A 19359-nucleotide genomic window follows, 5' to 3' on the forward strand; every position below is an offset into this window, starting at 1 on the left:
CGAACCCGTTTCCGTACGGCGCAGGCCCGGGCCTGCGCTTGTGCGCCGCCCGTGCGGGCGGCACCATGCGCGGATGATCGCCGCGCGCCTACCGACGCTTGCCAACGTAGCAGAGCACCTGCGCGATGACGAGATTCACGTGTGGCGACTGGACTGTCACCCGCGGGACGGGCGCGGACCGCTGCGCGCGGTGCTGGCCGCCTACCTCGGCGTGCCGGCGGACCGGGTGGCGCTGACGGATGGCGCGCACGGCAGGCCGGCGCTGGCCGGCGGGCACGATCCCTCGCTCGACTTCAACTGGTCGCACAGCGGCGTCCACGCGCTGGTTGCGGTGGGCCGGCACGTCACGCCCGGGATCGATCTCGAATGCCTGCGTCCCCGTCCCCGCGCGCTGGCGATCGCCGAGCGCTACTTCAGCGTCGAGGAGGCCGCCACCCTGGTCGCGTTGCCGCCAGCCGCGCGCAGTGCGGCCTTTCTCGAACTGTGGACGGCCAAGGAAGCGGTGCTGAAGGCTTTGGGACGCGGCCTCGCGTTCGGCCTGGACCGGCTCAGTATCGCCGGCACCGCCGAGCGACCCAGCCTGCTGCGACTCGAGGGCGACGACGCCGCCGCCTGGCAGTTGCGGCGGCTCGTCATCGCACCGGAACTGGTCGCGGCGCTGGCCTGGCGTGGCGGCGAACGGGACATCCGCTTCGGCACGCTTGCGAGTAGCGGCTGATCGGCGCACTGTTTCCGACCCCGCCGGCAGCGCCGCCGGCGTTGCCCCATCCACGGCTCTACCCGGGAGCGCCCGTCCGCGATGACCCTGCTCAGCGTCAACCTCAACAAGATCGCCGTGCTGCGCAACTCGCGCGGCGGCGACGAGCCCGACATCTGCCGCGCCGCGCAGACCTGCATCGACGCGGGCTGCGGCGGCATCACCGTGCACCCGCGCCCCGACCTGCGCCACGTGCGTCCCGACGACGTGCGTGCGCTGGCCGCGATCCTGCGCGGTCGGGTCGAATACAACATCGAAGGCAATCCGTTTGCCGCCGCCCGCGGCGCCTATCCCGGGCTGCTCACGCTGGCCCGCGAGGTGCGCCCGACCCAGGTCACCCTGGTGCCCGACGGCGACGGCCAGATCACCTCCGACCACGGCTTCGACCTGCGCCGCGATCTCGTGCGGCTGCAGCCGCTGGTTGATGAATTGCTGGCGTTCGGTTGCCGAGTCAGCCTGTTCGTCGACGCCGGCTGCCAGGGTTTCGAGCTGGCCGCGTCGATCGGCATACAGCGCATCGAAATCTACACCGGGCCTTACGCGCATGCTTTTGCCGAAGGCCAGCCCCAGGCCGCGTTGGCCGCCTGCGCCGACACCGCGCGACACGCGCAGCAGGCCGGGCTGGCGGTGAACGCGGGGCACGATCTCAGCCAGGCGAACCTGGGCACGTTCAAGGCGGCGATCCCCGGCCTGGCCGAGGTCTCGATCGGCCATGCGCTGATCGGCGAGGCGCTGTACGAGGGCCTGGCCAGCACAGTGCGCAACTATCTGCAGATCCTGCGCTGAGAGGGGTTTCCCATGCAAACGAAAACCCCCGCGCAAGGCGGGGGTTTCGTGCTTGATGCTGCCCTGGGACGCCGGATCAAAGGTTTTCGGTGAACCCGATCTTCACCAGCTTGTAGCTCTTCGCGTCAGCCAGTACGCGCGCCACATGCTCGTAGGCCACCGCGTCGGCCGCGGCGATCTGGATTTCCGGCTGGTTGCTCTGCTGGGCGATCACCGCGAACTGTGCCTTCAGGCCCAGTTCGTCGACCGGGGTATCGTTCCAGTACAGCGCGCCACCCTGGTCGATCTTCAGGTGGATCGGATCCGGCGGGTTGGTCGGCGGAACCACATTCGGATTCGGCTGCGGCAGGTCGACCTGGATCCGGTGCGCGAGCACCGGCGCCGTGATCATGAAGATGATCAGCAGCACCAGCATCACGTCGACGAGCGGCGTGACGTTGATGTCCGACATCGGTCCACTGGTGTTGGTAGTGAAAGCCATCTCGTCACCCCTTCGGTGCGTCAGTGGTCATGAATGCGACATGCACCATGCCCGAATCCTTGGCGTCACCGATGATCTTCTTGACGATCTTGAACTCGGTACCCTTGTCCGCGCGGATCTGCAGTTCCGGCTGGGGCGACTTCTGCGCATTCACCGCAAACTGCGCCCGCAACTCGGCTTCAGTGACCTGGTGGTCGTTGAAGTACATGCTGCCGTCCTGCTTGACCGCCAGATCCAGCGGCGGCACCACCATCTCCGAATCCGGTGTCTTGGGATTCGCGGTGGGCAGGTCGATCGTGATGGAGTGCGACATCAGCGGCGCGGTGATCATGAAGATGATCAGCAGTACCAACATCACGTCGACCAGCGGCGTGACGTTGATTTCCGACATCGGACCGCCGGAATTGCCACCTAGGCTGACTGCCATGGGTCAATCCCTCACTTCTGGCTTTCGACGCGCGAACCGGTGGCGAAGAAGTCGTGCAGGTCGTGCGCGAATTCGTCGAAGCGGGCGTAGACCACGCGGTTCGAACGGCTGAAGAAGTTGTAGGCGAACAGTGCCGGGATAGCCGCGAACAGACCGAACGCGGTCATGATCAGCGCCTCGCCAACCGGGCCGGCCACCGCGTTCATCGACGCGTTGCCGGAAGCGGCAATGCGGATCAGGGCGTGGTAGATGCCCCACACGGTACCGAGCAGACCGACGAACGGCGCCGCCGAACCCACCGTGGCGAGCAGGGTCATGCCGCCTTCCAGGCGCAGGCTCTCGCGGGCCACGGCCTGGCGCAGGGCGCGGTCGATGAACTCCGAACGGCTCAGCGACTCGGCCAGGCGACCGGTGGTGCCTGCCGCCGCCGTGGCTTGCTGGTGGTGGGCGACTGCCGAGGCGGCGTCGAGCGCGATCTTGGAGAACGGCTCGCTGCGCGGCTGGGCTTCCAGTTCGCGGATCGCGTCCTGGGTGGAGCCGTTGCCCCAGAAGCCGTTGATGACCTTGTCGGCGCGGGCCTTCACGGTGGCATTGCGGATGCCGTTGGCAATGATGAAGTACCACGACAGGAACGACATCGCGACCAGGGTCACGAAGACCACCCAGCCTAGCCAGTCGAAGTTCTGGATCAGGTTGTCGAAGCCCATCTGCTTCATGGCTTCGGCATTGGTGTTGCCACCCATCGCCTGTGCGGCACCGGTCGTATCAGGAGTCTGTAGGAACATAACGCTACCCTAGGGAAGTCAAGCGTGAACTGTAACCGTAACCGGGCGAACCCGGTTACAGCTGGCTGAGATTGAAGTTGACCGGAACGCGTGCGTACCCTTCAACTTTTTGTCCATTTCGGATCGTTGGATTGAAGCGCCAACGGCGTGCAGCATCCATCGCGGCACGATCAAGTTCATGGTAGCCGCTGGATTTGTCGACCTGGATGTCCTTGGGCGTGCCATCCACACCCACCAGGATCATCAGCACGACCGTACCCTCATGCCGCTGGCGGATCGCCTGTGGCGGATACTTCGGCTGAAGCCGGCTGTTGTAGCTGAGATCCGAGCTGGCCGTGATGTCCGCCGGCGGCGCCGGCGGTGCCGGCGGCGCGGGCGGTGCAGCAGCCACCGCATTGCTCGACACCTCCTCTACCGGCGGCGGCGGCGTCGGCGGCGGCGGGGTCGGTGGCGGCTTGATCTGCTGGATGATCTTCGGCGGCGGCTGCTTCGGCGGTTCCGGCGGCGGCGGCGGCGGTGGCGGCGGCGGCGGCGGCGGCTCGATGAAGTTCACCTGGACGATGCGTTCCTTTTCCTTGTGGTCCTGATGCGGAGGCGCCATCGGCGCCACGATCAACAGGAACGCGAACGCATGCAGTCCGATGGCAACTGCCAATGCCCAGGTGCGCTTCCAGCTAAACGGCTCGCGCCCGATATCTTCGTTACTTGAGGCCATCTGTCACTGTCTGAAGCTGATCAACGGAAGAGAACGTTGCCGCAGGGCTTGGCCCGAAGCCGTCCGATGCGTGGACGGAACCCGGAAAGAACTAGCCACTGGGGATACGCAGGGAAAGGTTTTCAACGGTACAACAGAGCATGGCATTTGTATAGCTCCGTGGGGGAGGAAACATGGACGTCCATCCGCACCACGGAGCTCGCCACGGCGCTGCGGATCAGCCCGCGCCGCTCTTCTGCAGCCATGCCTTGGCCTTCGCGGCCGTCTCGGGATCCTGGGCCGCTTTCTTCATGGCGTCGATCGTGGCCGGCTTGTTCTTCAGCCCACGCTCGGCCTCGGCCAGCAGCATGTAGGCCGTGCCTTTGTGCTTGACGCCCTTGTCGATGCCCCGCTGGATCAGGGTCTTGGCCTGGCTGTACTTGTTCTCGCTCAGCAGCAGGCGCCCGCTGCGCAGCGCGGGCTCACCGTCAGTGGCGGTCGGCTCGGCCTTGTTGTAGTAGTCGATCGCCTTGCCGGTGTTGTTGGCCAGTTCGGCCGACTGGCCGAGCAGCACGTAGGTATCCGCGTCGGCCTTGACCACGCCCTTGCTGATGCCGTCCTCGAGCACCTGGCCAGCCTTGGTCGCGTTCGGCGCCGGGTCGGAGCTGTCCTGGCCGGTGATCAGGTACAGCTTGGCGAGGTTCACGTATTGCGTGTCCTTGCTGAGCTTGCCGGCGGCGCGGGCACTCTCCAGCATCTGGATCGCCTGCGGATACTTCTGCGCCTGGGTCAGCACCGCCACCGCGTTGTTGAGCGCGTTCGGGTCATCCGGATTGGCGCTGAGCTGGCTCTGCGCCAGCGCGGCGGCCTTGTCGTTCTGGCCGGACTCGGAGTAGCTGGCCATCAGGATCTGGTCCCAGGTCGGCTGTGGCTTGTCGGTCAGCGACTTGGCCTTGTTGATCGCGGCGATCGCCTCGGGATACTTGTTGAGGCGATAGTCGGCGTTGCCCTCGAGCGCGTAGGAGTCGGCGGTTTCCTTCTTCCCTTCGGCACGCCACTTGGCGATCGTGTCCAGCGCAGGCTGGTACTGCTCGTCGGCCATCTGGAACTGCGCCAGCATGTACATCAGCTGGAAGTAGGTGTCGTTCGGCATCACGCCGAGCGCCAGCGAGCGTTGCAGCGAGGCGATCGCGCCCTTGATGTCGCCGTCGTTGTAATGGAGGCTGGCCATGCCCTGCAGGGCGAGCGCCTGGGCGTACTTGCTCTTGCTGCCGTCGATGATCGGCTGCAGGACCTGTTCGGCCTTGGCCTTGTCGCCCTCGTTGACCGCGTCCAGGCCCTCGTTGATGTTCTTCTGGTCCTTCTCGCTGGTCAGGTCGAGCTTCGGCTCGACGCGGGTCGCGTTCGGATACAGCACTTCCTTCTTGGGTTTGGCATCGTCGCTCTTGCGCGCCAGCGCCGGGCTGCTGGCCACGCCCAGCAACAGCGCAACGCCGGCCAGCATGGTTAACCCTCGGGCATGCTTCATGGTGATCCTCGTAATGTCTGGGCGTGTCGTAACGACGCGGGGGATTACGAAGCGTACCCCGACCCGGCCGGGAATAACAAGTTGCAGTGCCGCATCAAAGCTTGTTAAAAATCAATTGCTTGGCGGTAATCCCCGCCGCTGCGTCGATTATTTCGTGTTTCGTCGGACGTCCCGGCGAATGCCAGCCTGCTGATTCCGCTGAACCTGCCGGCCCGATACCGGATGCACCGGAAAACGTCGCGCCGGCGCGAGCGGTTCAGATATCCAGATTGGCGACCTTCAGCGCATTGGCCTCGATGAAATCGCGGCGCGGCTCGACCGCCTCGCCCATCAGCATCGAAAACATCTGGTCCGCCGCGATCGCGTCCTCGATCCCGACCTGCAACATGCGCCGGGTCTCCGGATTCACCGTGGTGTCCCACAGCTGCTCCGGATTCATTTCGCCCAGACCCTTGAAGCGCTGGATGCTGCGGCCCTTCTTGGCCTCCTCCAGCAGCCAGTTGCGCGCATCGAGGAAGCTGAGCACGCCACGCGAGGCGCTGCCACGGCGCGCCACGGCATCGGGCTGGATCATGCCGGCGATCTGCCGGCTGACCGCCAGCAGCGGGCGGTATTCGTTGCTGGCGAAGAACGGCTGCGGCAGCAGCCAGGTATGGCTGAGACCGTGCTGCTCCTTCACCACCTCGATGGCCGGCGGCTGTTCGCCGTGCGCCGGACGCAGCGCCAGGCGATAGTGCGGCTTGCCCAGGCCGCTGGCAGCCAGGCGCCGGGCGACGCCATCCAGCCAGGCCTGCATCGCGCCCGGGTCGGTCCACAGCGCCGGCTCGATCGGCGGATGTTCGAGCAGCGCGTTGAGCACGGCCGCGTCGAAGCGATGCGACAACCGACCAATCTGGTCCAGCGCCTGCTGGTAGCCGCGCAGCAACTTTTCCAGCGCCTCGCCATTGACCGGCGGCGCGTCCGGGCTGTAGGTGAGCGAGGCGTTGTCCACCGCGCTGGAGATCAGGTAGTCATTCAGCGCGGTGTCGTCCTTGATGTACAGCTCCTGCTTGCCCTGCTTCACCTTGTACAGCGGCGGCAGGCCGATGTAGACGTGGCCGCGCTCGATCAGCTCCGGCATCTGGCGGTAGAAGAAGGTCAGCAGCAGGGTGCGGATGTGCGAGCCGTCGACGTCCGCATCGGTCATCAGGATGATGCGGTGGTAGCGCAGCTTGTCGGGGTTGTACTCCTCCTTGCCGATACCGGTGCCCAGCGCGGTGATCAGGGTGCCGACCTCGGCCGAGGACAGCATCTTGTCGAAGCGCGCCTTCTCCACGTTGAGGATCTTCCCCTTCAGCGGCAGCACGGCCTGGGTCCTGCGGTTGCGGCCCTGCTTGGCCGAGCCGCCGGCGGAGTCGCCCTCGACCAGGAACAGCTCGCACAACGCCGGATCCTTTTCCTGGCAGTCGGCCAGCTTGCCGGGCAGGCCGGCGATGTCCAGCGCGCCCTTGCGCCTGGTCATCTCGCGCGCCTTGCGGGCAGCTTCACGAGCGCGAGCGGCGTCGACCACCTTGGAGGCGATCGCCCTGGCCTCGCTCGGGTGCTCCAGCAGGAATTCGCCCAGCTTCTCGTTGACCGCCTGCTCCACCGCAGTCTTCACCTCGGAGGAAACCAGCTTGTCCTTGGTCTGCGAGGAGAACTTCGGGTCGGGCACCTTCACCGACAGTACCGCGATCATGCCTTCGCGCATGTCGTCGCCGGACAGCGCGACCTTGGCGTTCTTGGCCAGGCCTTCCTTCTCGATGTAGTTCTGCAGCGAGCGGGTCAGCGCGGCGCGGAAGCCGGTGAGGTGGGTGCCGCCGTCGCGCTGCGGAATGTTGTTGGTGAAGCAGAACATCGTCTCCTGGTAGGAGTCGGTCCACTGCATCGCCACTTCCACCGTGATGCCGTCCTGCTCCGCGCTCAGGCTGATCACGTTCGGATGCAGCGCGGTCTTCAGCTGGGCCAGGTGCTGCACGAACGAGCGGATGCCGCCCTCGTAGGCAAACGTATCCTGCCGGCCCTCGCCGCGCTCGTCCTTCAGCTCGATGCTGACGCCGGAGTTGAGGAAGGCCAACTCGCGCAGGCGCTTGGCCAGGATCTCGTAGTGGAAGTCGATGTTGTGGGTGAACGTGGCCGGGCTGGGCAGGAAGCGCACCAGGGTGCCGCGCTTGTCCGACGGGCCGACTTCCTTCAGCGGGTACAGCGGCTCGCCGTGTGCGTATTCCTGCAGGTATTCGTGGCCATCGCGGCGGATGGTCAGCCACAGGTGCTCGCTCAAGGCGTTCACCACCGAGACGCCCACACCATGCAGGCCGCCGGAGACCTTGTACGAATTCGCGTCGAACTTACCGCCGGCGTGCAGTACCGTCATCACCACCTCGGCGGTGGAACGCCCCTCCTCCGGGTGGATGTCGACCGGAATGCCGCGACCGTTGTCGCTGACGCTCACCGAACCGTCATCGAGGATGGTGACCACGACCCTGTCGCAATAGCCGGCCAGCGCCTCGTCGATCGCGTTGTCGACGACCTCGAACACCATGTGGTGCAGGCCGGTGCCGTCATCGGTGTCGCCGATGTACATGCCCGGGCGCTTGCGCACCGCTTCCAGTCCCTTCAGAACCTTGATGTTGCTGGAGTCGTAGTGCGATTCGTTGATGGATTCGTTCATGCGTCGACCGTTTCCTGGCGCCAGCGACCCGCCCGACACGGCGCCGTGAAAGGCCGGACAGGGTTATGCCCTCTGAGGGAGATGCAACCCGCTGATTATAGCAGGCGCGTCAGTTCGCCTTGTTCCACGTGGAACACGCGCGCCGGCAGCCCCTGCAAAGCCTGCGGCAGCTCCGTCCCGGTCAGCAAGACCTGGGCCTGGGCCGCCGCCAGCTGGGCAACCACCGCGGCCTGGTGCGTCCGATCCAGTTCGGAGGCGAGGTCATCCAGGCAAACGATCGGCCACTCGCCGCGGCGTTCGGCATACAACTCGGCCTGAGCCAGCATGCAGGCCAGCGCCGTGAGCTTTTCCTGGCCACGGGAAAGGTGCTCGCGCAGCGGCGCGTGCTCGAAGGCGATCGACCAGTCGGAGCGGTGCGCACCAAGCGTGGTATGTCCGCGAGCCAGATCCCTGCCCCGCTGCTCGCGCAGCTGGCGGCCCAGCTCATGTTCCTCCGGCCAGCCGCGCCGATAACGCAGTTCGAGGGCACCCAACTCCGGCAACAGGCCGCCGACGCTGGTCAGCAGCTTCGGTCGCAGCAGATCCAGATAGGCGCGGCGTTGCTGGTCGATCTGCAGCGCGGACTGGGTCAGTTCGGCCTCCCATGGTGCGAACAAGGCGTCATCGGCCAGCATGGCGGAACGCAGCAGGCTGTTGCGCTGCTTGAGCGCCCGCTGATAGCGCCGCCAGCCAGCCAGGAATTCGTGTTCCACGTGGAACACGCCCCAGTCCAGGTAGCGGCGGCGCTCCTCCGCGGCACCAGCGATGAGCGCATGCGACCCCGGCTCGAAGCAGACCACCGCGCATTCGCGGACCAGCTGGCCGATCGCCACGTTGGCGCCATCCAGCCTGGCTTCCCACCGCACGCCGTCGCGGCCCAGGCCCACCCGGCCGGTGCGCCCGTCGACGTGATGCAGCTCGCCGAAAATCGACAGCTGGGAGGCGCCGCGCTGCAGCAACGCCTCTTTCGCACCGCTGCGGAACGAGCGGGCATGCGAAAGCAGGAACACCGCTTCCAGCACGCTGGTCTTGCCGGCGCCATTGGCGCCCGTGAACACGTTGAGCGCCGGATCCAGTTCCATGCCGACGTCGCCCAGGCAACGCAACCCGCGCACCCGCAACTGCTCCAGCCTCATCGGCAGAGTTCCCGTAAACGGCAACGCCGGGGTTCCTCGCGGACGCCCCGGCGTTGCCCTTGCCTACTGCCCGATATGCAGGCCATGCGGTGGGCGTCAGAGCCGCAGCGGCATGATCACGTGGCGAGCGTGCTCGTTGTCATGCTCCTGCACCAGGCAGCTCGACTGTGCGTCGCGCAGGCTGAGCCGAGCCTGTTCACCGCGCAATGCGGACAGCGCATCAAGCAGGTAGCCGACGTTGAAACCCACCGCGAGGTCGGACACATGGGTGTCGGCCTCGACCTCTTCCACCGCCTCTTCCTGCTCCGGATTGTGTGCCACGATGCGCAGCTTGCCCGGCGAGAGCTCCAGCCGCACGCCGCGGTACTTCTCGTTGGACAGGATCGCGGCCCGCTGCAGCGCGCCGCGCAGCACCTCGCGATCGAGCGTAGCGGTCTTGTCTGCGCCCAACGGGATCACCGCCTCATAATCCGGGAACCGGCCGTCGATCAACTTGGAGGTGAACACCACGTCGCCGCGGCGCACACGCAGGTGATTGCGGCCGAACTCCAGCTCGACCTCGCCGTCGCCGGATTCCAGCAGGCCGACCAGTTCGTTGACGCCCTTGCGCGGAATGATGATCTGCCGGCGGGTGCTTACGGAACTCTGCAGCCCGGTTTCCTTCATCGCCAGGCGATGGCCGTCGGTGGCCACGCAGCGCAGGGTATGTTCCTGCAGGTCCAGCAACATGCCGTTCAGGTAGTAGCGCACGTCCTGATTCGCCATCGCGAAGGCCGTACGCTCCATCAGGTCGCGCAACACTTCCTCCGGCAAGCTCACCTTTTCCACCAGCTCGATTTCGTCGATGGTGGGAAACTCGGCCGCCGGCAGGGTGGTCAGCGTGAAGCGGCTACGCCCGGCGCTGAGCGCCACGCGGTCGCCGTTGAGCTTGAGGTCGATCCGCACGCCATCAGGCAGCGCACGCACGATGTCGAACAGCTTGCGCGCGGGAATGGTGATCTCGCCGTCGGCCGGTTTCTCGACTTCCGCGGTAGCCACCATCTCCACTTCGAGATCGGTACCGGTGAGCGACAGCCGGCCGTGGCCTACCTTGACCAGCAGGTTGGCCAGCACGGGCAGGGTCTGCCGGCGCTCCACGACGCCCACGACTTGCTGCAGCGGCTTGAGCAGGGCTTCTCTTTGGATGCTGAATTGCATGGCTGCGTTTCCCCTATACCTGCTGTTCTGTCTTTAAAAGAAGTTTAGTGGTTGTTGTTGGCGCGGTGGATAAGGTTTATATCCTATTTTTTGTATGCCAATCAAACAATTGAACGATCAAACGGGTGTGCCTGGAGCAGCGGGCTGACGGTGGACGGTTTGTGGATAACTCCCAGTGCAATTCCATCCACCCATTATCCACAGCTTGGGCTGCCGCTTATCCATAAACTTTGCGCGCCGACCGGTTTCAGCCGCTCAACGTGCGGATCAGCTGCTCCCAGTCCTGGCGCATCCGTGCGTCGGTCTCGATGAACTTGCGGATCGTCTTGCAGGCGTGCATCACGGTGGTGTGGTCGCGCCCGCCGAACGCCTCGCCGATCTCCGGCAGGCTGTGCTCGGTGAGTTCCTTGGACAGGGTCATCGCGATCTGCCGCGGCCGCGCCAGCGAACGTACGCGCCGCTTGGACAGCAGATCCTGCAGGCGCACGTTGAAGTACTCGGCGGTGATCTTCTGGATATTCGGGATGGTGATTGCCTGGGCGTGCGTAGCCAGCAGGTCGCGCAAGGTCTCCTCGGCGAAATCGGTGGTGATCGGCTTGCCGTAGAAGTTCGCCCGCGCGGCCAGCGTGTTCAGCGCGCCCTCGAGGTCGCGCACGTTGGAGCGGATGCGCTTGGCCAGCAGCATCGCCACGTGCTCGTCCACCGCCACGCCCTTGTCGTGCGCCTTGGCCAGCAGGATCGCCGCCCGCGTCTCGAAATCCGGCGGCTCGATCGCCACCGACAGACCCCAGCCGAGGCGCGACTTCAGCCGCGGCTCCAGCTTGTCCACTTCCTTCGGGTAGCGGTCGCAGGTGAGGATGATCTGCTGCTTGGATTCGAACAGCGCGTTGAAGGTGTGGAAGAACTCCTCCTGCGTGGTGTCCTTGCCGGCGAAGAACTGGATGTCGTCGATCAGCAGCGCATCGACCGAGCGGAAGCGCTGCTTGAACTGGTCCATGCTCTTGGCGCGCAGCGCCTCGATCATCGAGCCGACGAACTGCTCCGAACGCAGGTACAGCACCTTGCAGTCCGGGTTGCGCTCGCGCATGAGGTTGCCGGCGGCGTGCATCAGGTGGGTCTTGCCCAGGCCGGTGCCGCCATACAGCAGCAACGGGTTGTAGGCGCGGCCGGGGTTGGTCGCCACCTGCATCGCGGCGGCCTTGCCGAGCTGGTTCGACTTGCCCTCGACGAAGGTTTCGAAGGTGTAGTGCGGATCCAGGTTGTGGCTGAACGCCGGCGTGGGGGCGCTGGCGACCGGGGCAGCGGGCGCAGCGGCCGGCCTGGCTGCGGCGGCCGGTCGCGTCGAGCTCGAACCGACTTCCAGCCGCACCGGGCAGAGCTTGCCGTTCAGCTGCTGCAGCACCGCGCAGATCCGCTCCAGGTAGCGTTCGCGCACGGTGTCCAGGGTATAGGGGTTCGGGGCGAACAGCTGCAGGCCGTCGGCATCCTCGCGCGCCTGCAGCGGCATCAGCCAGGTGTGCAGGTCTTCGGCGCTCAGCTCGCCTTCGAGGCGCTCAAGGCAGCGCCGCCACAGATCACTCATGGATAAAATCAGCCACAGCTTTGGGCGCTTGCGCGCACGGGACGGACTAGTCTAGCAGCAGCCCGACCGCCCTCGCCGTGCACATATCCACACCGCTATCCACAGGACGCACCCAGGCCGCCCGGTGGCGCCATTTGACAGCGGCGGCGGCTACCCTACATACTCTCCAACCTTTTTATCCACATTCCCTTCGGAGTAAGCCATGAAGCGGACCTTCCAGCCCAGCAAGCTCAAGCGCGCACGCACGCACGGTTTCCGTGCCCGTATGGCCACCGCCGACGGCCGCAAAGTCCTCAACGCCCGTCGCGCCAAGGGCCGCAAGCGCCTGATCCCGTAAGTACCGATCAAGTATTGGGGACGGGTGCCATGTCCACCGCCGGTCTGCCGCGCGAAGCGCGGTTGCGTCGGCCCGGTGACTTCGCCGCCTTGCGGACCAGCAGCGGACGCGCAGGCGGCCGCTGTTTTCATATGCGCTACCGCGACAACGACCTCGGCCATGCCCGGCTCGGCCTGGCGATTTCCAAGCGCGTCTCCAAGCGTGCGGTCGAGCGCAACCGGATCAAGCGGCTGCTGCGCGAGTCGTTCCGACAGGTGCGTCACCAGCTGCCGGCGGTGGACATGATGGTGATGGCGCGCGAGCAGGCCGCCGGCGTGCCGGGACCGCAACTGCTGGCCGAGCTCGACGGCCTGTGGAAGAAGCTGCTGGCGAACCATGCCGCGACCTCCGGGCCATTGAAGCCCGCCGGCGACACCCGCACAATCGAACGCTGATCTTCATTCCTCCCGTCCCCGCGGCGTTGACAAGTGTCGTGGCGTTACCCGGATCTGCTACGCGATGAATCAAACGCGCACCTTCCTCATGTTCGCCCTGCTGGCCGTGGCCTACTTCCTGTTCCTGGCCTGGGAGAAGGATTACGCACCGCCGCCGCCGGCCCCCGCCGCCAGCACCGCGAGCGCGGGCATGCCATCGGCGGACGCCAGTGTACCCGGCGCGATCCCGGCCGCTGCCGCGCCAGGCGCCCAGCCTGCACCGGCGATTGCCGGCGATGCGGCGGCCGCCGCACCCGCCGCGGCGCAGCTCATCACCATCGACACCGACGTGCTGAGGCTCGCCGTGGACACCCGCGGCGGTAGCCTGGTGCACGCCGACCTGCTGGCCTACCCGCAGGCGCCGCGTACGCACAAGGCGCCGAATCCGCCGCCGACCGCGCTGCTGTCCAGCGACGACGCGCACTACGCGGTGGCCCAGAACGGCCTGGTCAGCAGCAGCGACAACGCACCGGCGGACCAGCCGAACCACCAGGCGCTGTTCCATGCCGAGAAGACCGCCTACGCGCTGGCCGATGGCCAGGACGAGTTGAAGGTCGACCTCACCTGGCAGGATGCCGCCGGCCTCAAGGTCACCAAGACCTACACCTTCAAGCGCGGCAGCTACGTGATCGGCGTGAGCCAGCGCATCGACAACGACACCGCCGCCACGTGGCAGGGCAACGCCTACCAGCAGCTGCTGCGGGTCGAGCCGCCGAAGGGCGGCAGCTGGCTGGCGAACTACACCAATCCGGAGATCCGCAGCTTCCAGGGCGCCGCCTGGTACACCGGCGAGAAGTTCGAGAAGCTGCCGTTCAAGAATTTCGCCGAACCGAAGGACCAGCTGAACGCCTCGATCAAGGGCGGCTGGGCGGCGATGCTGAAGCTGTATTTCGTCACCGCCTGGATCCCGCCGGCCGGCCAGACCGAACACTACGTCACCCAGACCCTCAACCCGGACAGCGCGCATCCGCGCTACCTGATCCGTACCATCGGCCCCGCGCTCAGCGTGGCGCCGGGGCAGAGCCTGACCAGCCAGTCGCGCCTGTACGTGGGTCCGAATGTGCAGGGCACGCTGGATGCGATCGCGCCGGGGCTGGATCTCACCATCGACTACGGCATGTTCAAGATCATTGCCGTGCCGATGCACTGGGTGCTGTCGCAGTTCCACGCCGTCACCAAAAACTGGGGCGTGGCGATCATCCTGCTGGTGCTGCTGATCAAGGGGCTGAGCTGGAAGCTCACCGCCATGCAGTACCGCTCCAGTGCCCGCATGCGCAAGTTGCAGCCGCGCGTGCAGGCGCTCAAGGAGCGCTACGGCGACGACAAGCAGAAGATGCAGATGGCGATGATGGAGCTGTACAAGAAGGAAAAGGTCAATCCGATGGGCGGCTGCCTGCCGGTGCTGATCACCTTGCCGGTGTTCTACGGCCTGTTCTTCGTGCTCGAGTACAGCCTGGAGCTGCGCCATGCGCCGTTCCTGTGGATCCCCGACCTCAGCGCGCCCGATCCGTTCTACATCCTGCCGGTGATCTACGCGCTGGTGATGCTGGGCACGCAGTGGCTGAACCCGGTCGCCGCGGGCATGGACCCGACCCAGGCGAAGATGATGAAGGTGATGCCGCTGCTGTTCACCGTGATGTTCGCCTTCTTCCCCGCCGGCCTGTGCCTGTACTACGCGGTCAACGGTATCGTCGGCCTCGGCCAGCAGTGGTGGATCACCCACCACATCGACCGTGAGGACACGGCCAAGCCACAGGCTGCCTGATGAGTAACTCTTGCGATCGTCCATGATCGCGAAGATCGAGTGGGCGGCCGGGTGTATTAGTGCGCTCATCCCTGATCGCCAGGATCAAGTGAGCGGCCATCCGTGGCCGCACTTCCAATAAAAGCCGCCGCGACCGGGCAACCATCGCGGCGGCTTTCGTTTAGAGTCACGGAGCCATGACCGATCATGCCGCCGACACCATCGCCGCCATCGCCAGCGCTCCCGGCGCCGCCGGCGTGGGCGTGCTGCGCGTGTCCGGGCCGGCGGTGCCGGCGATCGCGCGCGCGCTGCTCGGCCGCGCGCCGCAGCCGCGCCACGCGCATTTCGCCGCGTTCCGCGACGGCGCCGGCGAACTGATCGACCGCGGGCTGCTGCTGTATTTCCCCGCCCCCGCCTCGTACACCGGCGAGCACGTGCTGGAGTTGCAGGGCCACGGCAGCGCGGTGCTGCTTGACGCGCTGCTGCGCCGCGTCTGCGAACTCGGCGCGCGGCTGGCGCGTCCCGGCGAGTTCACCGAACGCGCCTTCCTCAACGGCAAGCTCGACCTGGCCCAGGCCGAAGCGATCGCCGACCTGATCGCGGCGCGCTCGCGGGCCGGCGCGCTCGCCGCCTTGCAGTCGATGGAAGGCGTGTTCTCGCGCAGGGTCGAGGCGCTGTTGCAGGCGCTGGTCGCGTTGCGCGTGCACATCGAGGCGGCGATCGACTTCCCTGAGGAGGAAATCGACTTCCTCGTCGACCCGGCGATCGCGGCACGACTCGAAACCCTGCGCGCCGCCTTGGCCGAACTCCTGCGCGAGGCGCAACGTGGCCTGCGTCTGAACGATGGCCTCAAGGTGACCATCGTCGGCCGCCCCAACGCCGGCAAGTCCAGCCTGCTCAACGCGCTGGCCGGCAGCGAGCGCGCCATCGTCACGCCGATTCCCGGCACCACCCGCGACGTGCTGCGCGAAAGCCTCAGCCTCGACGGCATCGCACTGGAACTGGCCGACACCGCCGGCCTGCGCGAGACGGACGACGAAGTCGAACGCGAAGGCGTGCGCCGCGCCCACGGCGAACTCGCCCGCGCCGACGCCGCCCTGCTCGTCACCGACGCGGAATACGCCGTCGCCGACCTCGCCCTGTTCGACGCCCTGCCCGTCGGCGCCGAACGCATGGTGCTCGTCAACAAGATCGACCTCGCCCACGCCGCGCCGCGTGCCGAAACCCGCGACGGCATCGCCTGGCTGTGGGCCTCGGCCAAAACCGGCGCAGGCCTCGACGCCTTGCGCGACCACCTCAAGCAGCTCGCCGGCGCCGGCAGCGGCGAAGGCGCCTTCAGCGCCCGCCGACGCCACGTGCTGGCGCTCGAAGCGGTGTACGAGCACCTCGATCGCACCGCCCGCATCCTCGCCGAAACCCGCGCCGGCGAACTCGCCGCCGAGGAACTGCGCGCCGCCCAGCACGCGCTCGGCGAGATCACCGGCAGCTACAGCAGCGACGATCTGCTCGGCGCGATCTTCGGCTCGTTCTGCATCGGCAAGTAGTCAATCAGCGCTGCCGCGCGAGAAAAGCATCCAGTCCACGCAGGTCCGGCATGCCGCCCTGCGCGCCAAGCTTGGTCGCCGACAACGCCGCCGCGGCACAGGCCTTGCGCACCGCCTGCGGCAGGCCTTCGTGCAGGAACACCGCCAGTGCGCCGTTGAAGGTGTCGCCGGCGCCGGTGCTGTCGACCACGTCCACCTTGAAGCCCGGCTGGTGGACGGGGTCGCCGGCGTCGCGGTACCACGCGCCCTCACCGCCGCGGGTGAGCACCACGGGACACGGGGCGCGGCGCATCAGTTCGCGGAAATCCGTCGACTCGTCGGCGCCCAGCGTGGTGGCGAGTTCATGCTGGTTCGGGGTGAGATAGCTGGCGAGCTGCAGCCACTCGGCAGGCAGCTTCTGCGCGGGCGCGGGGTTGAGGATCACCGGCACGCCGAGGTGGTGGCCCAGGCGCAGGGTGGCCTCCACCGTGTCCAGCGGGATCTCCATCTGGACCAGCACGGCGTGGGCCCGCCCGATCAGCGACCGTGCTGCTTCGACCTGCGCGGGCGTGACGTGCGCATTGGCGGCGGGCACCACGATGATCTGGTTCTCGCCACCGGCGACGGTGATCGAGGCGGTGCCGCTGGCGCTGTCGGCGAGCCGCGCGACGTGGTTCAGGTTGACGTCTTCGGCGGCGAGGCCGCCGCGCAGCAGCTGCCCGAAGCCGTCGTCACCCAGGGCGCCGACCAGCGCCACCGCGGCGCCCAGCCGCGCGGCGGCCACCGCCTGGTTGGCGCCCTTGCCGCCGGGCACGGTGAGGAAGCGCTCGCCGAGGATGGTCTCGCCGGGGCCGGCGAAGCGCGGCGCCTGGGTGACCAGATCCATGTTGATGCTGCCGACCACGACAATGCGCGCCATCTGTCGCTCCCCTGCGCCGGTTTCACGATGGAGGGGAGAGCTTAACCGCTGTGGCTGGCGGGGCGGCTTCAGCTGCGATGGTTGTCGCGAAAGAGGAGGCGAAGAGCGACCCCACCCCGTCCCTCCCCTGCGACGCAGGGGAGGGAGCAGAGCTCAGGGAGACGGGACGCGGCCGATGCCGGTGTCGCCGGGCAGCAGCAGGGCAGGCGCGGGGCCGGCCACGGCGAGCAGGGATTGCGCGTAGCTGTCCTCGAGGCTGACGGTGGAGACCTCGTCCCAGGCGAAGAACGAGGGCTCGCGCATCCACTCCGCGTCGGGGCTGAGTTCCTGCATGTTGAAACCGTCTTCCTCGACGTCGATCAGGCGGCCGATGTAGCAGACCTCGGACTCGTCCTCGCTGTCCACGTGCACGCCGATCACCGGCGCCTGCGCGCCGGCGGCCTGGATGACCTCGCGGATTCCGTCCAGCGGGAAGCCGCGCGGCATGTGCGGCAGGATGTGCTTCAGCACCAGCGCCTTCTCCATGAAGGCGTGGTGCTTGTCCGGCGCTTCCAGTTCGGTGACGTCGCGGTGGCGCATCACGTACATGCCGTCGTAGGTGATGCCGTCGCCGACCACCCAGAGCAGGAAGAACTCGCGCCCCACGCCGCCCACGTAGCCGCAGAAGCTGCCGTGTTCAAGCTCCTCGCGCCACAACCGCACCAGCGTCTGCTTCTGCTGCGCCTCGCGCAACTGGGCGCGCTGGCCGGTGTTCTTCAGTTCAATAACGTTGTTCACGGCGCTCATTTTAGCAGACCGGCCTGACCGGCTTGTTTACAGGATGTAGCGGCTGAGGTCTTCGTCCTTGACCAGGCTTCCCAGGTTTTTGTCTACCTGTTCGGCGTCGATCAGGTACTTTTCGCCGGATTTGTCTGCAGCCTCGAAGGAAATCTTCTCCAGCAGCCGTTCCATCACGGTGTGCAGCCGACGGGCGCCGATGTTCTCGGTGCGTTCGTTGACCTGGAACGCCACCTCGGCCAGCCGGTCCACGCCCGAATCGGTGAATTCGATGCCGACGCCCTCGGTGCCGAGCAGGGCCACGTACTGCTTGGTCAGCGCGTTGTGCGGCTCGCGCAGGATGCGCTTGAAGTCGTCCACCGACAGCGCACTCAGCTCGACCCGTATCGGCAGGCGCCCCTGCAGCTCGGGGATCAGGTCCGACGGCCTGGCCAGCGAGAACGCACCGGAGGCGATGAACAGCATGTGGTCGGTCTTCAGCGGGCCGTACTTGGTCGCTACGGTGGAGCCTTCCACCAGCGGCAGCAGGTCGCGCTGCACGCCCTCGCGGCTGACCCCGGAATGGCCGTGGTCGGAGCGCTGCGCCACCTTGTCGATCTCGTCGATGAAGACGATGCCGTTCTGCTCGGCGGCCTCCACCGCCTGGGCGCGGACCTCCTCGTCGTTGAGCAGCTTGCCGGCCTCCTCGTCGATCAACAGCGGCCGCGCCAGCTTGATCGCCAGCTTGCGGCTCTGCGTCTTGGCCCCGCCCAGGTTCTGGAACATCTGGCGCAGCTGCGCGCCCATCTCCTCCATGCCCGGCGGCGACATGATCTCCACGCCCACGTTCATGGCGAAATCCAGCTCGATCTCGCGCTCGTCCAGCGCGCCCTCGCGCAGCTGCTTGCGCAGTTTCTGGCGGGTGTCGCTGTCGATCGCCGGCGCGGAATCGTGGCTCCAGTCGGTCGGCGTCTGCCGGCGCGGCAGCAGCGCGTCGAGGATACGGTCCTCGGCGCGGTCCTCGGCCTGGCTGCGCACGCGCCGGGCCGCCTGTTCGCGGGTCAGCTTGTAGGCCACGTCGGCGAGGTCGCGGATGATCGATTCCACATCCTTGCCGACATAACCCACTTCGGTGAACTTGGTCGCCTCGACCTTCACGAACGGCGCATTCGCCAGCGTGGCCAGGCGCCGCGCGATCTCGGTCTTGCCCACGCCGGTGGGGCCGATCATCAGGATGTTCTTCGGGGTGATCTCGTTGCGCATCTCCGGTGCCAGCTGCATGCGGCGCCAACGGCTGCGCAGCGCCACCGCCACCGCACGCTTGGCGTCGTGCTGGCCGATGATGTAGCGGTCGAGTTCGTTGACGATTTCGCGGGGGGTCAATTCGGACATGGGGCACCAGTAGAGGTTGGTCTTGGTCCGTCATTCCGGCGAAAGCCGGAATCCAGCGTCGTGATGGTTGAAGGCACTGGATCCCGGCTTCCGCCGGGATGACGATGTCGAGGA

The 19359-nt window shown here is 66.7% G+C and carries 18 protein-coding genes; 6 read left to right on the forward strand and 12 right to left on the reverse strand.

Annotated features, from left to right (window positions below; genetic code table 11):
• Positions 1–73 precede the first annotated feature (73 nt).
• Both AC1Q5A_RS09125 and AC1Q5A_RS09130 read left to right on the forward strand, forming a co-directional pair.
• Positions 74–718 (forward strand): 4'-phosphopantetheinyl transferase family protein, encoded by a 645-nt coding sequence (locus tag AC1Q5A_RS09125; protein WP_492700369.1) that lies wholly within the window; start codon positions 74–76, stop codon positions 716–718.
• An 81-nt stretch (positions 719–799) separates the two neighbouring features.
• On the forward strand, positions 800–1543 hold the full coding sequence (locus AC1Q5A_RS09130) for a pyridoxine 5'-phosphate synthase (RefSeq protein WP_492700371.1): 744 nt from the start codon (positions 800–802) through the stop codon (positions 1541–1543).
• A 76-nt stretch (positions 1544–1619) separates the two neighbouring features.
• On the opposite strand, the gene AC1Q5A_RS09135 is transcribed toward AC1Q5A_RS09130, so the two are convergent.
• The 9 genes from AC1Q5A_RS09135 to dnaA all read right to left on the reverse strand — a co-directional run bounded on the left by AC1Q5A_RS09135 (position 1620) and on the right by dnaA (position 12101).
• Positions 1620–2024 carry an ExbD/TolR family protein gene (locus AC1Q5A_RS09135; RefSeq protein WP_114340354.1) on the reverse strand — a complete coding sequence of 135 codons (405 nt, stop codon included), beginning with the start codon at positions 2022–2024 and terminating at the stop codon, positions 1620–1622.
• Positions 2025–2028: 4 nt separating this feature from the next.
• Positions 2029–2451 (reverse strand): ExbD/TolR family protein, encoded by a 423-nt coding sequence (locus AC1Q5A_RS09140; protein ID WP_114340353.1) that lies wholly within the window; start codon positions 2449–2451, stop codon positions 2029–2031.
• An 11-nt stretch (positions 2452–2462) separates the two neighbouring features.
• Positions 2463–3236 carry a MotA/TolQ/ExbB proton channel family protein gene (locus tag AC1Q5A_RS09145; RefSeq protein ID WP_492700374.1) on the reverse strand — a complete coding sequence of 258 codons (774 nt, stop codon included), beginning with the start codon at positions 3234–3236 and terminating at the stop codon, positions 2463–2465.
• A gap of 55 nt (positions 3237–3291) precedes the next feature.
• Positions 3292–3951, reverse strand: a complete 660-nt coding sequence (locus AC1Q5A_RS09150) for an energy transducer TonB (RefSeq protein WP_492700376.1) — start codon at positions 3949–3951, stop codon at positions 3292–3294.
• 217 nt (positions 3952–4168) lie between these two features.
• Positions 4169–5458: a tetratricopeptide repeat protein gene (locus tag AC1Q5A_RS09155; RefSeq protein ID WP_492700378.1), complete on the reverse strand. Its 1290-nt coding sequence runs from the start codon at positions 5456–5458 to the stop codon at positions 4169–4171.
• A 256-nt stretch (positions 5459–5714) separates the two neighbouring features.
• A complete protein-coding gene (gene gyrB, locus AC1Q5A_RS09160; protein WP_492700380.1) occupies positions 5715–8147 on the reverse strand; it encodes a DNA topoisomerase (ATP-hydrolyzing) subunit B in 2433 nt (810 codons plus the stop codon).
• A 95-nt stretch (positions 8148–8242) separates the two neighbouring features.
• Positions 8243–9322 carry a DNA replication/repair protein RecF gene (gene recF / locus AC1Q5A_RS09165; protein ID WP_492700382.1) on the reverse strand — a complete coding sequence of 360 codons (1080 nt, stop codon included), beginning with the start codon at positions 9320–9322 and terminating at the stop codon, positions 8243–8245.
• Positions 9323–9418: 96 nt separating this feature from the next.
• Positions 9419–10519: a DNA polymerase III subunit beta gene (dnaN, locus tag AC1Q5A_RS09170; protein ID WP_492700384.1), complete on the reverse strand. Its 1101-nt coding sequence runs from the start codon at positions 10517–10519 to the stop codon at positions 9419–9421.
• Positions 10520–10766: 247 nt separating this feature from the next.
• Positions 10767–12101: a chromosomal replication initiator protein DnaA gene (gene dnaA / locus AC1Q5A_RS09175; protein WP_492700386.1), complete on the reverse strand. Its 1335-nt coding sequence runs from the start codon at positions 12099–12101 to the stop codon at positions 10767–10769.
• Positions 12102–12303: 202 nt separating this feature from the next.
• On the opposite strand from dnaA, the gene rpmH reads away from it, so the two are divergent.
• The 4 genes from rpmH (at position 12304) to mnmE (ending at position 16199) form a co-directional block, all read left to right on the forward strand.
• Positions 12304–12438 carry a 50S ribosomal protein L34 gene (gene rpmH, locus AC1Q5A_RS09180; protein WP_007510029.1) on the forward strand — a complete coding sequence of 45 codons (135 nt, stop codon included), beginning with the start codon at positions 12304–12306 and terminating at the stop codon, positions 12436–12438.
• A 29-nt stretch (positions 12439–12467) separates the two neighbouring features.
• Positions 12468–12872, forward strand: coding sequence for a ribonuclease P protein component (gene rnpA / locus AC1Q5A_RS09185; RefSeq protein WP_492700387.1), 405 nt, complete (start codon positions 12468–12470; stop codon positions 12870–12872).
• A 64-nt stretch (positions 12873–12936) separates the two neighbouring features.
• Entirely contained in the window at positions 12937–14676 is a 1740-nt protein-coding gene (yidC, locus tag AC1Q5A_RS09190; protein ID WP_492700389.1) for a membrane protein insertase YidC, read from the forward strand.
• 176 nt (positions 14677–14852) lie between these two features.
• On the forward strand, positions 14853–16199 hold the full coding sequence (mnmE, locus tag AC1Q5A_RS09195) for a tRNA uridine-5-carboxymethylaminomethyl(34) synthesis GTPase MnmE (protein ID WP_492700391.1): 1347 nt from the start codon (positions 14853–14855) through the stop codon (positions 16197–16199).
• 4 nt (positions 16200–16203) lie between these two features.
• Here the strand turns inward: mnmE and AC1Q5A_RS09200 are convergent, their stop codons facing one another.
• The 3 genes from AC1Q5A_RS09200 to hslU all read right to left on the reverse strand — a co-directional run bounded on the left by AC1Q5A_RS09200 (position 16204) and on the right by hslU (position 19245).
• A complete protein-coding gene (locus AC1Q5A_RS09200) occupies positions 16204–17097 on the reverse strand; it encodes a ribokinase (protein ID WP_492700393.1) in 894 nt (297 codons plus the stop codon).
• A 153-nt stretch (positions 17098–17250) separates the two neighbouring features.
• Positions 17251–17883 carry a hypothetical protein gene (locus AC1Q5A_RS09205; protein WP_492700395.1) on the reverse strand — a complete coding sequence of 211 codons (633 nt, stop codon included), beginning with the start codon at positions 17881–17883 and terminating at the stop codon, positions 17251–17253.
• A gap of 27 nt (positions 17884–17910) precedes the next feature.
• On the reverse strand, positions 17911–19245 hold the full coding sequence (gene hslU / locus AC1Q5A_RS09210) for an ATP-dependent protease ATPase subunit HslU (protein ID WP_492700397.1): 1335 nt from the start codon (positions 19243–19245) through the stop codon (positions 17911–17913).
• Positions 19246–19359: the final 114 nt, after the last annotated feature.

The organism is Rhodanobacter sp. GW835-FHT13D09 (genome assembly GCF_058793995.1).

Coding starts and splice junctions, on each gene's coding strand:
- AC1Q5A_RS09125 (WP_492700369.1), top strand. CDS start 74: ATGATCGCCGCGCGCCTACCGACGCTTGCCAACGTAGCAGAGCACCTG.
- AC1Q5A_RS09130 (WP_492700371.1), top strand. CDS start 800: ATGACCCTGCTCAGCGTCAACCTCAACAAGATCGCCGTGCTGCGCAAC.
- AC1Q5A_RS09135 (WP_114340354.1), bottom strand. CDS start 2,024: ATGGCTTTCACTACCAACACCAGTGGACCGATGTCGGACATCAACGTC.
- AC1Q5A_RS09140 (WP_114340353.1), bottom strand. CDS start 2,451: ATGGCAGTCAGCCTAGGTGGCAATTCCGGCGGTCCGATGTCGGAAATC.
- AC1Q5A_RS09145 (WP_492700374.1), bottom strand. CDS start 3,236: ATGTTCCTACAGACTCCTGATACGACCGGTGCCGCACAGGCGATGGGT.
- AC1Q5A_RS09150 (WP_492700376.1), bottom strand. CDS start 3,951: ATGGCCTCAAGTAACGAAGATATCGGGCGCGAGCCGTTTAGCTGGAAG.
- AC1Q5A_RS09155 (WP_492700378.1), bottom strand. CDS start 5,458: ATGAAGCATGCCCGAGGGTTAACCATGCTGGCCGGCGTTGCGCTGTTG.
- gyrB (WP_492700380.1), bottom strand. CDS start 8,147: ATGAACGAATCCATCAACGAATCGCACTACGACTCCAGCAACATCAAG.
- recF (WP_492700382.1), bottom strand. CDS start 9,322: ATGAGGCTGGAGCAGTTGCGGGTGCGCGGGTTGCGTTGCCTGGGCGAC.
- dnaN (WP_492700384.1), bottom strand. CDS start 10,519: ATGCAATTCAGCATCCAAAGAGAAGCCCTGCTCAAGCCGCTGCAGCAA.
- dnaA (WP_492700386.1), bottom strand. CDS start 12,101: ATGAGTGATCTGTGGCGGCGCTGCCTTGAGCGCCTCGAAGGCGAGCTG.
- rpmH (WP_007510029.1), top strand. CDS start 12,304: ATGAAGCGGACCTTCCAGCCCAGCAAGCTCAAGCGCGCACGCACGCAC.
- rnpA (WP_492700387.1), top strand. CDS start 12,468: ATGTCCACCGCCGGTCTGCCGCGCGAAGCGCGGTTGCGTCGGCCCGGT.
- yidC (WP_492700389.1), top strand. CDS start 12,937: ATGAATCAAACGCGCACCTTCCTCATGTTCGCCCTGCTGGCCGTGGCC.
- mnmE (WP_492700391.1), top strand. CDS start 14,853: ATGACCGATCATGCCGCCGACACCATCGCCGCCATCGCCAGCGCTCCC.
- AC1Q5A_RS09200 (WP_492700393.1), bottom strand. CDS start 17,097: ATGGCGCGCATTGTCGTGGTCGGCAGCATCAACATGGATCTGGTCACC.
- AC1Q5A_RS09205 (WP_492700395.1), bottom strand. CDS start 17,883: ATGAGCGCCGTGAACAACGTTATTGAACTGAAGAACACCGGCCAGCGC.
- hslU (WP_492700397.1), bottom strand. CDS start 19,245: ATGTCCGAATTGACCCCCCGCGAAATCGTCAACGAACTCGACCGCTAC.